We start from the raw sequence: 13,660 nt of genomic DNA on the forward strand, positions 1-13,660 counted from the left end.
GGGTCCTCCTTATGTTGCCCGCATGATGGTGGCCAGCGCGGGATTTGGTCAAGGGAAGCGCGCCATTATGCCGCCCCGCCAACGAATAAATTTTTACGAATATGCGGTCAGCCTCGGAATCGGACGTTTGCACCAGCGGAATGTGCTGGCGCAAGAAATGGCGGCTAAATTTGACGGCAAATGTCAAATGTCTCGTTTAGAGATGCTGTATAATAGTGAACCATCAATGGTTTATTGTGATGGAATTTTGTTCTGGATCATGCGCGAAGCCAGCTAGCGGAGAAAGATGATGGATGATGTCACGTCCCACCCGATCAAGACAGAAACATCCCAACCAAAGGCCGAATCATCTGTTCTGCACCCACTGGATCCGCTGACTCCTGCAGAAATTCAAACCGTCGTTGCTGCCGTGCGTGCCAGTCCTGATTTCGGCCCAGGGATTATGTTCGAGATGATCGAATTGCTCGAACCGTCGAAAGCAGCTCTACGAATTTGGTGCAATGGTGCCGAGCTTCCTCCTCGTGCGGCGCGCGTCAATGTGTTCCGCAATGATGAAGCTGGAGTGTGGCGCCTTACCGTCACTCTGAGTTCCATGCGGATCGACAGCAAGTACTTCGTGCCAGGTGCACAGCCAATGATCCAACTCGAACAGTTCATGGCGATTGAGAACATTGTTCGCAGTGATCCAGATTTCATCGCCGCCTGTGCACGGCGCGGCATCACCGACATGAGCCTTGTCTGTGTTGACCCGTGGTCTGGTGGAAATTTCAATATAGAGGGTGAAGAAGGCCGGCTTCTGTCGCACACCTTCTGCTGGCTACGGACCCGTCAGAATGATAACCTCTACGCTCATCCGATCGCCGGATTAAACGCGGTTGTCGACATCAAAGCGGGTCGCGTATTGCGGGTCGACGACCATTGTAGTTTGCCAATACCAATGGCGGAGTTCAACTACGAGTCGCAATTTCGTGAGGATTTCCGTAAGCCATTGAAACCACTCGATGTGGTACAGACTGAGGGGCCAAGCTTCAACCTTGAGGGCAATTCAATTGCCTGGGATAAATGGTCTCTAGTCATCGGGTTTAACGCACGTGAGGCCATCACACTGCATGACATTCGCTACGATGGCCGAAGCGTGATCCACCGCGCATCGCTCGCTGAGATGGTAGTACCCTATGGTTCCCCGGAGCCGGGACATGTCCGCAAGAACGTGTTTGACATCGGTGAATATGGTCTTGGCAAGTTAGCTAATTCGCTCAAGCTCGGCTGTGACTGCCTCGGTCACATAGCATATCTCGACGCGCATCTGAACACGATGACGGGTAACGTCTACACAATCGAAAATGCAATCTGCATCCATGAGGAAGATTCTGGCATTCTCTGGAAGCATTGGGATTTCCGTACCGACCGCGCGGAGATCCGGCGCGGCCGCCGACTCGTGATTTCCTGTATCTGCACTGTCGGCAACTATGAGTACGCAACCTATTGGTACTTCCGGCAGGACGGCTCGATCGAATTCGAGATGAAAGCTACGGGAATCATTAACACAACGGCCTGTATTCCTGGGCGCCCATCACGCTTTGGGGCCGAGGTTGCGCCAGGCGTTGAAGGCCACGTTCACCAACATATATTCTGTGCTCGGCTCGACATGGCAATCGACGGGGAACGGAACAGCGTTCTCGAGTGCGACACTGAAGCGGTGCCCACCGGCCCCGCGAATCCTTACGGTAATGCCTTTTTTGTGACCGAACGGACTCTTCGAACCGAAATCGAGGGGGCGCGACGCGCCGATCCAGCGCGGCAAAGATACTGGAAAATCATAAACCCCCACGTGGTCAACCATGTTGGTAAGCCAGTCGGCTACCGACTTGAACCCACTCATACGATTACACCATTCTTGGCATCAGACTCGCCGTCGGCGCGGCGGTCCGGGTTTATTAAAAATCATCTCTGGGTGACGGCTTTCAATCCTGACGAGCGTTATCCGGCCGGCGAATTCATGAATCATTCTGATGGCCGCGGCGGAATAGAGGATTTCATCGCCCAAAACCGGCCAATAGCTGATGCCGAAATCGTCCTATGGCACGTATTAGGACTACACCATTTGCCACGTACTGAAGATTTTCCCGTACAGCCTTGTATTAGTGCAGGATTCACTCTCATGCCGAGCGGCTTTTTCGATCAAAATCCTGCACTTGACCTGCCTCCTGATATCAATCGAGCCAGCCGGCGCCACTCCGATGCCACTTGTTGTCACCATTAGGCATTATGGAAAATCCAAGATCTATCCATGACTGGGCTGCCAAGCAATTATTCGGCGCCTATCATGCTGCACGATACAACTCCGGTAAAGGATTGAAAAATCTGCCCGCAAAAATGTAAGCATACGCATCAAGGTCTCAGCTTTTGCCTTATTGTCCTACAATCTCTGGCAAAGAGATAAAATAAAAAACTGTTCAGGCTCCCTTCACTGGCCACAATAAATGATCAGAAAGAACGGTCAAATGGAGAAACACCATGGATGCACGAAACTTGGCAACAGTTGCAACACATCATAAACTTAAAAAGGGGTCGCTGGGCGTTTGGCAACTATCCGGACTGTCCTTTGCCAATATGGCTCCAGCATACAGTCTTTTTACTACTTTGGGGTTAGTCGTTGCTGGTGTTGGCTTTGGTGCCCCACTTCTATTTTTATTAGCTGGCGTTGCTACTTTTTTTCATGTCAATACAACCGCCGAGTTTTCACGGAAGTGCCCTAGCGCTGGTTCGTATACTTGTTTTATCTCACGTTCTTTCGGCAACCATGTTGGAATTACCGTCGGTATTATGTATTTATTTGCATGGATTTTACTTATCGCTTCTGTTTTTCTTGTTGTTGGCACTTGGACGCAATTTACAATAAAGGAAATTCTTGGCGTTAATACCAATTGGTTAATTTTGATGGTTGTATTTGTAGGTATCGGGACGTGGCTTTGCATTAGTGGCGTCACTCTATCGTCCCGTATTGCAATTTCATTATTTGTCTTTGAGGTTATTGTCCTCTTAATAGGTTCTGGCTTTATGATTTTCAGCCATGTGAATTATATTTCATTGTCTCCGTTTAGTTTTGGTAAGTTATTTTCTAATTTCAAAGGCGTTGGTTTAGCGTTTCCGTTGGCCATCTATCCGTTTATTGGCTCTAGCAATGCTGCCACCATGGCAGAAGAGGCGCACAAACCTCATCATTCGATTCGAGTTGCAGTATTTTCGGCCATCACGCTGGCTACTATACTATATGTGTTTTGTGTTTACGCTACGATTATTGGATCCAAATTTGACAATCACATTTTAACTCACGCCACATATCCAATGATTAGCGTAGCAAAATATGCTCTTGGACCATATGTATGGCTTTTTTATGTGGCTGGTCTGACAAGTACGTTATCACTTGTTCTGGTTGCAATAAATGCTGCGGCTCGTGTGCTCTATAATTTATCAAAAGAAGGCGTATTATTCAAAAATCTTTCAAATGTTCATGAAACATATCGTACACCTTATGCTGCTTTGCTGTTAATTTCAATTGGTGCCTTAGGGGTTGCTGTCGTCATTGGATTGATTTTTGGTCCGATCAACGCTTTTAATTGGACGGGAACATTGGGTACGATACCATTAATTATAATTTTTGTGATTGTTAATTTAGCCCTCCCTGTATATTTTATTAGGAATCATAAAGATCATTTTTCTGTACTATTTCATCTTGTTTTTCCAATTCTCGGCTGCTTAATTTATTTGGTTCCATTGTACTCTACTGTTGAGCCGGGACAGCCGACGCCATACAACTACTTTGGTTTAACAACGCTGGCCGTCATTCTGGCTGGGATAATTTATAGTATCTATCTTGTGAACCGACGATTTGAAAGCTTGAATCTCGGCCTTCACGTGGCTTTGGAGGATTAGAAAATGGCAACTATTTTTGAGTTTTTTGATAAAATGCTTGATGTGGGTGCGGAGAAAGATCGGCGAGGATCAGACCCAGTAATGGCAGGAATACGGGATGCTGAACGTCATCGACGAATTCAGCCGCAAATGCCTGGCCATGATGCCGTTTCGGTGGTTTCGGTCGTTTGATGCGATCGACGTGCTCGACGATCTGTTCATTGAGCATCACCAGAGCACATCCGATCTCAATAACTGGCCGGAATTTATCGCCCTATCCCCGTCCGTCAATGATGCGGGCGGCTAGGCGTCACCACCCTTTATATCGAACCCGTGTCGAGCGGGACAGAGTCGACACGCAGATCGAATTCGAGCCAGACATTGGCGGCGTGGCCGCAGGTTTTGTGATAACCCAATCCATCTGCGCCGCAGTATTTTTAGGCGGGACAAGGAGGTTGACCTGGCGGAACGCGCCGCCTCGGGGTTCGATGAGCATGAAGTTGCGCGGCGTCTCGTCCGCAGCGATGAATCGTGACTGCTCCCATATAGACTCACCCGCTGGCGGCGCGACGCCGCAGACGATGACATCGCCGACCTCGCCCTCGGCGTGGCAGCTAACGACATGGATGATTTTGGAGGTACACATTTCCATATTTTCGATATCAGGTTTTTGTCGCCGCGAATCGCTCGAGGCTAAGGCTGGCGATGGATTGTGGATCGGCCGAGCCATCGACGATGTGGCATACGATATCCGCAGTGACTGGCGCCAACGTGACGCCCAGATGTTGGTGACCGAAGGCGTAAACGAGGTTCCGTGCGAAGCTGGCTCGGCCGATGGCGGGGATATAGTCGGGCAGGGTCGGTCGTGCGCCCATCCAGCGTGTCAGGGGCGCGTGCAATGGCAAGGACAACTCGGTAGCGTGGCGCTGCAGCCGCGCCCATTTACGGGCATCTGGCGGTGAATCTGGGCGGCCGAACTCCACAAATCCAGCCACTCGTAATCCGGCTTCGAACCGCGTGATGATGATCGAACGTTCCTGGAACACGACAGGCGGCATATCCGCGGGCCAGTCGTGATGCTCCGATTGAATGTGGTAGCCACGTTCAGCGATCAGCGGTACGGGGCGACCGAGATCGCCGAGGAGCCGGCCTGAGGCCACGCCGGCGGTGAGAAGGATCGTCTCAGGAACGATTTCTCTACCGTCGTCGAGGGTGAGTTTCGCCAAACCTTCTGCGATTGTCATGCGGCGAACGGTACCCTTGATCATCCGTCCGCCGCCGGCGCGCCAAGCTGCACCCAACATCCGAAAGAGCCGGTCTAGGTCGGCGACCTGGCCTGTGTTCTCGAAGATCAAAGCGGCTGCCAATTCAACACCTAACGCCTTGGCCATGACCGCCCGTTCGGCCGGACGCGCTGGATGGGACCGCGCTGTTCCGGTGTCCGTCCGCTGCCATGCGGCAATATCGCGTGCTGCGCGCCGGGCATCCTGCCAGACTATGACATGCCCGCGTTCCAACAAGAGATCGGGTGCGGCAATGTCCAGCGCTAGCCTGCGCCAACCCGAAATCGCCTTCGCCAGCAGGCAGCGAAGGATGACCTTGCCAGCCTCGAATTGCGATGGATTCGCCGCCCGGATGAGTTTCCAGGCGAATGGCGCCCATTCCCCGATATCGCGCAGCGGTAGCGACAGTGAGCCTCGTCCGAGCGCGAACCGGCCGACGGTACTACGGATCGCTGCGCGCGAGGCTAGGGGTTCGATCTGTTCGATCGCGATATGCCCGGCATTGCCGCGCGAAGCCGACAGGTTGAAGTCGCCGGGATCTACGATCGTTGTGGCGTAACCGGCCTGCTGCAGCCGCAGTGCGCAGCACAGACCAATGATGCCGCCGCCTACGATCAGTACGGTCCGGTCTGGTTGTTTAACACCCACCCTTGCCTTACCTCCAGAAATCGTATACGTATACGATCTAATAGACGAGGAGAAATATCATGGCAACTAGCTGGCACGGCATATTGCCTGCGACGACCACGCAATTCGCCCCGGACATGTCCCTGGATCTCCGTGCAACACAGCGCGTGCAAGACGACCTTATTAACGACGGCATCGACGGGCTTGTCGTCCTGGGGACAGTGGGAGAGAACAACTCGCTCGATACGGACGAGAAGCTTCGCGTGCTTGAGGCTACCTGCGAGGCAGTGGCCGGCCGAGTGCCGGTGATCGCTGGCATTTCCGAGTTTGACGCTCGCCGAGCGGCCGATAGCGCCCGTGCCGCTGAGAAAGTCGGCGTCGATGGGCTGATGCTGCTGCCCCCCATGGTCTATGTGCCTCGCACCGAGGAATTGATCGTACATTTCAAGACAGTGGCGAGCGCCTCGTCGCTGCCGATCATGCTCTACAACAATCCGCCTGCGTATCGGATCAATATCGGCGTCGAGGTGCTCGAGGCAGTTTCTCACATCGAGACGATTGTGGCGATCAAAGAAAGTGTGCCAGATTCGCGCCGCTTCACCGATCTGCATAACAGTTTCGGTAATCGCTTCGAAATTTTCGCTGGGCTCGATGACCTGGCGTTCGAAGGGTTGTTACTGGGCGCGTGCGGCTGGGTTTCCGGCCTGACGAACGCCTTTCCGCGCGAATCGGTTCGGTTGGTCGCGGCAATTCGCGCCGGCGATCTCGATGAGGCACGGAAGATCTATCGCTGGTTCATGCCGCTGCTCCATCTCGACGCCGAACATGACCTGGTGCAGTCGATCAAACTCGCCGAACAGATGATGGGACGCGGTTCGGAACGAGTCCGACTGCCGCGCCTCACGTTGACTGGCGAGCGTAGGGCAGAGGTGATCGAGATGGTGCGGCGCGCCGCCGTCACCAGCCCGCTCGGCCGGCAGGACGTCGAACAGGTCATTCCCGCATGAGCCTGGGGCGGCACGCCTTCTTCTGTATTGACGGCCATACGGCCGGAAATCCGGTTCGCCTCGTCGTCGGTGGCGCGCCTCTGCTGCGCGGGAACTCAATGTCCGAGCGACGGCAGGATTTTTTGGCGCGGTTCGACTGGATCCGCACGGGGCTATGCTTTGAGCCGCGCGGCCACGATATGATGTCCGGTGGATTCCTTTATCCGCCAACCCGTGAGGATACCGATACCGGTATTCTCTTTATCGAGACAAGCGGCTGCCTGCCGATGTGCGGTCACGGCACAATTGGTCTTGTCACTTTCGGGCTGGAGCACGGGCTGATTCAGCCGCAGCGCCCCGGCGTCGTGCGACTCGAAGTGCCGGCAGGGATCGTGGAGGCGGCATACACGATCGAGGGGGACAGAGTCGCCGCTGTCACGATCCGTAATGTACCGGCTTTCTTAGCGGCGCGGGGAGTCAAGGTCGAGTTGCCGGAACTTGGGCCGCTATCGGTCGACATCGCCTTTGGCGGCAACTACTATGCGATCATCGAGCCGCAGGGGCGATATAAGGGAATCGATGTCATCGGCGCAGCACGACTAATCGAATATAGTGGAGAAATCCGCCGTCAAGTTCGCGCGACGATCGAACCAGTGCATCCGCTCGACCCGACGATCAGGGGCGTGAGTCACGTCCTCTGGGCTGACGCGCCAAAAGGTGCGGGCGCAGATGGCCGCAACGCGGTGTTCTACGGCGACCGCGCGATCGATCGCTCTCCCTGTGGCACGGGAACCTCTGCCAGACTCGCCCATCTCGTCGCGACCGGGCGACTGAAAGTCGGCGACCGGTTCGTCCATGAGAGCTATATCGGCAGCCGATTCATCGGGACCGTCGAAGCCGAAACCGAGATAGGCGGTCAACCAGCCATAATTCCAACGATCAAGGGCGCGGCAATTTCCACGGGGTTCAACACGATCTGGATTGATCGGAAGGATAGTTTCTGGGAGGGGTTTCAGGTTGTCTAAGGCGGGCAGCCGGATCGACGCAGCGGACCGTGTGGCTTTCGGGCGCCGGGTTAAACCCGTTGTACTGTCCGCCGATCGAATCGTCGATATCGTCCGCGATCATATCCACACTGGTCGGCTTGCGGCTGGTGCGCCGATCCGCCAAGACGTGCTTGCAGGGGAACTGGGCATCAGCAAAATCCCAGTCAGAGAAGCGCTGGGTCGCATTCAACAGGATGGTCTGATCTATACGATCCCTAATCGCGGCTTCTTCGTTCGTCCGCTGACCAGGGCAGAAGCCTATGAAGTGTACGATCTGCGTCTGGCGATCGAACCCGCAGCGGCAGCGCGCGGGGCTATGACAGCCAACGAGGCAGACAGGAGGGCGGCGATCCGAAACCTTGCGGCGCTGAGCAAGGCTATATCGCGGCAATTGAGCGACATCGGGTCACTGCATCGTGCCTTCCACAAAGCGCTGGTCGCATCTGCGGGTCGTGATCTTACAGGCCAGATCATCGAACGGCTGCACATTGTGTCGGAACGCTATGTTCGGCACCACCTCGCGGCATCAGGGAGAATTCAGCGCGCGAATGCAGAACATGCCGACATTCTCGACGCTTGGCTTGGACGTGATGCTCCCTTGGTCGAAAAACTAATGTCCGGACACATCCAGGCTACCCTGGACGATTTGCGGCACGAAATCGAGCCGGACTTCCGGCAGCCGGGTGGAAACGGCGAGCCATTGGCTTCAATTGAACGGATATCGCATGGGAGTAGCCGCTTGGCACGGAGAGCTTCCAGCATTACCGAACCTTCAACATCATAACAAAGGGAGTTGAAACAATGCTGAATAGTAAACTCATGATTGGCGTTATATCCGGTATGGTGCTGTTGACATTTGGAAGAAATGCAAACGCGGCGGTACCATCAATCAAGATCGGCGTTCAGGTGCCGATCACCGGCGCCTATGCCGATGAAGGGCAGGGAATCGAGAAGGCAGTGAAGCTGCTCGCCGAGGAGCAGAACGCCAAGGGGGGCCTGATCGGTCGTAAGATCGAGGTCAAGGTCTGCGACGATGAGGGTAAAGCTTCGCAAGCGGCGATCTGTGCACGCCAGTTGGTGGATGACGGTGTGGTGGCAGTGATCGGATCCTATACCAGCGGCGCGGCACTCGCCGCCGAGCCGATCTATGCGCGGGCCAAGGTGATTCAGACCTCAGACGGAACGTCCAACAAGCTGATCGAGAAAGGGTATAACACCTGGTTCGGCAACGCTCCTCCGAACAGTGCCGAAGCGAAGTTCACCGCCCATTACCTCGTCGATGTTCGACATTTCAAGCACATCGCGGTGATGACCGATCATTCCAGTTACGCAACCGGTCTTGCCGCCGCCGTGATCAAGAACGTGGAGGCCGATCATGGCGATATTGTCGACAAGTCCTATATCAACGCGAGCGCGCAGAATTTCACGCCGATCTTGACAAAACTTAAATCGATGCATCCCGATGTCATCTACTTTTCCGGATATTATTCGGAAGGCGGGCTGATTCGGGCACAAATGGTGCAACTCGGCATGAAGGCGACGTTCGTGGGGGGCGATGCGAACGAAAATGTTGCCTTCGCGAAGATCGCCGGGTCGGCGGCAAAGGGGGCAATCATCATTAATGTGCCCGCTCCACAAGACCTTCCTTATCCGGCAGCTAAGCGATTTCTCGCGTCCTACAAGGCCAAATATCGTGAGCTACCGCCGTCGATTTACACGCTGACAAATGCGGACGGCATGCGTGCGGTGATGCAGGCGATTGAGAAAACGCACGGCGTGAAACCGACCAAAATAGAAAACTACCTTCATCACATGAAAGAATTCGATGGCCTGACGGGAGATTTCACATGGAATCGCCGCGGCGAGCGGATCGGCACTGCGTTCACGGCCTTCGAGGTGCAAGGTAATGGCAGCTACAGGATTGTCTATCCGAAACCGAAAGCCGGATGAGCAAGACCAACACCGGTGTGATAATTCCGCAACCCGATTCGCTAAGTCAATAATGTAAATCGTAATGAAATCGCTGATGTGGTAAACTGCCTATCCCTGGAGTTTAAATAAATGGGATAGAAAAATAGAAAGAAACGCGATGGGAACGTTTATTCAACAGGTCTTTAATGGGCTCACGGTCGGTGGCATCTACGCCCTCATCGCGCTTGGCTATACGATGGTGTACGGCGTGATGCGGCTGATCAACTTCGCCCATGGCGATCTCTGCATCCTTGGCGCGTTCATTGGCCTGACAATGTTGACGTCGACAGCCGGGAGTGGACATCCTGGTCCCGCTCTACTCCTGCTCGCCTTCGTTGTGGCGATCGTCTTGGTCGCCGCAGCGGGGGTAGTACTTGAGCTCGTTGCCTATCGTCCGTTACGCAAGGCGGATAGGCTGGCCGCAGTGATCTCCGCATTGGGCGCTTCACTACTCATAGAAAATGGCATCATGTTAATCTGGGGACCGGAGGTTGCCGTGTTTCCATCCGGTTTGCTGCCAAGGATTACTTGGCATGCCGCTGGCGCATCGATCAGCTTTGTTCAGGTGATGATCATCGTCGCCTCTATCTTTCTGATGGCAGCGCTCTACCTCTTCGTCAACCACACGCGCTTCGGTACCGCGATCCGTGCTGCCGCGATCGATCAGGATGCCGCAAGATTGATGGGCATCAATGTCAACCGCGTGATCGCCATCGTGTTCGTAATCGGCCCCACGCTTGGTGCGGTAGGTGGTTTGTTCATCGGCATCTATTACCGCGAAGCCTATTTCACCATGGGCTGGACCTATGGGCTCTACGCGTTCATTGCAGCGATCCTCGGCGGCATCGGCAATATTCCAGGTGCGATGCTCGGTGGCGTCCTGCTCGGGTTATTCAACGCCTTCGCCGCCGGCTACGTCTCCAGCTCATGGCAGAATGCGATCACCTTCGCTCTGCTGATCGCCATTCTTCTGGTTCGTCCAACAGGTTTGCTCGGCGAACGCGTCGCGGAGAAAGTGTGATGGACGCGAAACTGAAGCCCTTGTCTCAGTCAGTCAGCATCAAGGGCGATACGTTGTTTTCGCGCAGGATAGGACTCAAAGGCGCCAGACGCATTGCAGGCGGGCTCTGGGTACTCGGCTTGTTCGTTCCTGCGCTCTTCGACAATGCCTGGATTTCGATCGCGGCGATCTTTGCGATCTATGGCATCGTCGCTTTGTCTGAAGACATCATTCTCGGGCGCGCCGGCATGTTCGATATGGGTCATGCTGGTTATTTTGGGATCGGCGCCTACGTTACTGCAATCCTCAACGTCACATTTGGTTGGCCAATTTTCGCGACGATCCCATTTGCGATTCTGGTCTCCGCCGGCGTGGGTGCACTGCTTGCAGCTCCGCTCATCCGGTTGCGCGGCGATTATCTTTTGGTTGCGACAATCGGGTTCAACGCAATTTTTGTTCTTGCTATGCGCAACAACTTGGGTGGGATAACGGGCGGCTCGGGCGGTATTACCGACATTGGCGTTCCATTTTTGTTCGGATTTCAGCTTGCAAGTCAGAGTGCCATGTTCTGGCTAGACTGGGTTGTGCTCGGCATTGTACTCGTCTTAATGCGGAATCTCGACGCATCGGAATTTGGCCGCACGTTACGTTACCTGAAACAAGATGAACTCGCATCAACAACCCTCGGCGTCGACTCGCGTATGGTGAAGACGCTTGCGTTCGCGATTGGTGCCGGCCTTGCGGGCCTGGCCGGCACGCTGTTCGCTGTCCAGATTTCCACGGTCAGCCCGAGTTCCTTTGTCTTCACAGAATCTGTTACCCTGTTCGCGATCGTGATCGTCGGTGGACAAGGCTCGATTCCAGGCGTTCTGCTTGGCACCGCACTGATGTTCATTTTACCACAAATCTTCAGAGACTTCGCTCAGTATCGCTACCTGATCTTCGGTTTCGCGATGATCGCCGTGATGGTTCTGCGACCGCAAGGATTGTGGCCACAGCGGAGCGTACGGGCATGAGCGCGCTCCTAGAATTGCAGGGGGCGGGCATCAGCTTTGGCGGATTGCACGCTGTGGACGATCTCTCCTTCGCTGTTGAGAAAGGACACATAGTTGCACTGATCGGTCCTAACGGTGCGGGCAAGACGACGGTCTTCAACATGATCACCGGTGTTTACCGGCCGACTAAAGGGAAAGTCTGTTTCCAGGGACAGGAAATTACCGGTTGGCAGCCACATGCCATCGCACGGGCAGGAATCATGCGAACCTTCCAGACAATCAGGCTGTTTCCTGCGATGTCGGTGTTCGAGAATGTCCGTGCCGGCGGTCATTTGCGCGCGCAACAGTATTGGTGGCAGGGCATGCTCAGCCTTCCGGCGCAGCGTCGCGAGGAAACAGCGCTTGCTGAACGAACCCATGAAATTCTCTGTAAGCTCGATCTTGATCGTTTCGCGAACGAGCCAGCGACCTCGCTACCCTATGGCGTGCAGCGGCGTGTGGAACTTGCGCGTACGCTGGCCGCCGAGCCGAAGCTCGTCATTCTCGATGAGCCCGCGGCCGGGCTGAACGATGCGGAATCGAGCGCACTCAATCGTACGATTTTTGGCATCCGTGATTCGGGGATTACGGTGCTTTTGGTCGAGCACGACATGAACGTGGTAATGAACGTCACTGATCACATTGTGGTGATCAATTTCGGCCGCAAGATCGCAGAAGGCAATGCGGCTGCGATTCGTTCGAATCCGCAGGTGATCGAGGCATATCTCGGCCGCGATGAGAACGAGGCGGAGAATGTGACGTGAGTCTGCTCGACATCGCCGATCTGCGAGTGAACTATGGGCAGATCGAGGCACTGAAAGGAATTTCACTCACCGTCTCAAAGCGAGAAATCATCGCGATTTTGGGTGCCAATGGTGCAGGAAAGACGACGCTGATGCGCACCATTTCTGGTCTACTCTTACCACGCAGCGGAACGATCCACTTCGATGGCGTGGGGATCACGAAACTTGGGGCGGACCGGATAGTTCGGCGTGGAATTGCACAGTCGCCGGAGGGGCGGCGCGTGTTCGGCACGCTGACTGTCCTAGAAAATCTCAGGCTCGGGGGATTCACCCGGCCACATGGCGAGATTGCCGGTTCGCTCGACTTCGTGATGTCGATGTTTCCTCGTCTTGCTGAACGGCGCGGGCAATTTGCGGGTACGCTGTCGGGCGGCGAACAGCAGATGCTCGCGATCGGCCGAGCCCTTATGGCAAAGCCACGGCTGCTGCTTTTGGACGAGCCGAGCCTAGGACTAGCGCCGATCATCGTGCAGGCGATTTTTCGCAGTTTGCGTCAAATCGCGCGTACTGGCGTCACTGTCTTGTTGGTTGAACAGAATGCCCGAATGGCGTTAAAACTCGCCGATCGTGGCTATGTGCTTGAGGTCGGGCGGATCGTGCTCACCGGAGAGGCTGATACATTACTTGGGTCGTCGGAAATCCAGACGGCCTATCTAGGCGGCGAGCGCAGCGACGGTGCATCATTGTTGTCGTAAAATTTTGGTAAATCAGGAAGTTGTTACAGAACCATGAGATTAGTTGGAAAATAATTCACGGTACATAAATATTGCATAATTAAAGATATACGTTAACTAGATATAAAAAGTACAATAGATCGCGTAAAAAGACGTCTGCAATAGAGAAACAACAGGGGGTCGTGATGAAAATCAAGTTTATGAAAATAGCAACGACGGCGTGTTCCGGTCTGGTGCTTGCAGCCCTTGCAACCGGACCGGTATTCGCCATGAACGGGCCGGTGCCGATCAAATACAATCTTGGATCGCTCGGCCAATACA

At 54.5% G+C, this 13,660-nt stretch carries 13 protein-coding genes and 1 pseudogene; 12 read left to right on the forward strand and 2 right to left on the reverse strand.

Features of this window, described 5'->3' with window-relative positions:
* From L2A60_RS18500 to L2A60_RS18515, 4 genes are all read left to right on the forward strand, one after another.
* Window positions 1-277: hypothetical protein (locus L2A60_RS18500; RefSeq protein ID WP_235705951.1), on the forward strand; the 277-nt coding region annotated here is incomplete at its 5' end.
* A 12-nt stretch (window positions 278-289) separates the two neighbouring features.
* Window positions 290-2,263: a primary-amine oxidase gene (locus L2A60_RS18505; RefSeq protein ID WP_235705952.1), complete on the forward strand. Its 1,974-nt coding sequence runs from the start codon at window positions 290-292 to the stop codon at window positions 2,261-2,263.
* A gap of 254 nt (window positions 2,264-2,517) precedes the next feature.
* A complete protein-coding gene (locus L2A60_RS18510; RefSeq protein ID WP_235705953.1) occupies window positions 2,518-3,936 on the forward strand; it encodes an APC family permease in 1,419 nt (472 codons plus the stop codon).
* A 97-nt stretch (window positions 3,937-4,033) separates the two neighbouring features.
* Window positions 4,034-4,222: a hypothetical protein gene (locus L2A60_RS18515; RefSeq protein WP_235705954.1), complete on the forward strand. Its 189-nt coding sequence runs from the start codon at window positions 4,034-4,036 to the stop codon at window positions 4,220-4,222.
* A gap of 39 nt (window positions 4,223-4,261) precedes the next feature.
* On the opposite strand, the pseudogene L2A60_RS18520 reads toward L2A60_RS18515, so the two are convergent.
* Window positions 4,262-4,561 (reverse strand): annotated as a pseudogene (locus tag L2A60_RS18520) (proline racemase family protein); the annotation flags it as partial.
* A gap of 16 nt (window positions 4,562-4,577) precedes the next feature.
* Window positions 4,578-5,846: an NAD(P)/FAD-dependent oxidoreductase gene (locus tag L2A60_RS18525; RefSeq protein WP_235705955.1), complete on the reverse strand. Its 1,269-nt coding sequence runs from the start codon at window positions 5,844-5,846 to the stop codon at window positions 4,578-4,580.
* Window positions 5,847-5,905: 59 nt separating this feature from the next.
* Between L2A60_RS18525 and L2A60_RS18530 the strand changes: the two genes are divergently transcribed.
* The 8 genes from L2A60_RS18530 (at window position 5,906) to L2A60_RS18565 (ending at window position 13,360) form a co-directional block, all read left to right on the forward strand.
* A complete protein-coding gene (locus L2A60_RS18530) occupies window positions 5,906-6,832 on the forward strand; it encodes a dihydrodipicolinate synthase family protein (protein ID WP_235705956.1) in 927 nt (308 codons plus the stop codon).
* Entirely contained in the window at window positions 6,829-7,836 is a 1,008-nt protein-coding gene (locus L2A60_RS18535; RefSeq protein WP_235705957.1) for a 4-hydroxyproline epimerase, read from the forward strand. The genes L2A60_RS18530 and L2A60_RS18535 overlap by 4 nt, the downstream gene beginning before the upstream one ends.
* A complete protein-coding gene (locus L2A60_RS18540) occupies window positions 7,829-8,641 on the forward strand; it encodes a GntR family transcriptional regulator (protein WP_235705958.1) in 813 nt (270 codons plus the stop codon). Before L2A60_RS18535 ends, L2A60_RS18540 begins: the two co-directional genes overlap by 8 nt.
* 17 nt (window positions 8,642-8,658) lie before the next feature.
* A complete protein-coding gene (locus L2A60_RS18545; RefSeq protein WP_235705959.1) occupies window positions 8,659-9,807 on the forward strand; it encodes a branched-chain amino acid ABC transporter substrate-binding protein in 1,149 nt (382 codons plus the stop codon).
* A gap of 139 nt (window positions 9,808-9,946) precedes the next feature.
* A complete protein-coding gene (locus L2A60_RS18550; RefSeq protein WP_235705960.1) occupies window positions 9,947-10,849 on the forward strand; it encodes a branched-chain amino acid ABC transporter permease in 903 nt (300 codons plus the stop codon).
* Window positions 10,849-11,844 (forward strand): branched-chain amino acid ABC transporter permease, encoded by a 996-nt coding sequence (locus L2A60_RS18555; RefSeq protein ID WP_235705961.1) that lies wholly within the window; start codon window positions 10,849-10,851, stop codon window positions 11,842-11,844. The genes L2A60_RS18550 and L2A60_RS18555 overlap by 1 nt, the downstream gene beginning before the upstream one ends.
* Complete coding sequence (locus L2A60_RS18560) at window positions 11,841-12,626, forward strand: ABC transporter ATP-binding protein (protein WP_235705962.1); 786 nt, start codon at window positions 11,841-11,843, stop codon at window positions 12,624-12,626. Before L2A60_RS18555 ends, L2A60_RS18560 begins: the two co-directional genes overlap by 4 nt.
* Window positions 12,623-13,360 carry an ABC transporter ATP-binding protein gene (locus L2A60_RS18565; protein ID WP_235705963.1) on the forward strand — a complete coding sequence of 246 codons (738 nt, stop codon included), beginning with the start codon at window positions 12,623-12,625 and terminating at the stop codon, window positions 13,358-13,360. The genes L2A60_RS18560 and L2A60_RS18565 overlap by 4 nt, the downstream gene beginning before the upstream one ends.
* Window positions 13,361-13,660: the final 300 nt, after the last annotated feature.

It is taken from the genome of Acidiphilium iwatense, assembly GCF_021556475.1.
GTDB classification, from domain to species: Bacteria; Pseudomonadota; Alphaproteobacteria; order Acetobacterales; family Acetobacteraceae; genus Acidiphilium; species Acidiphilium iwatense.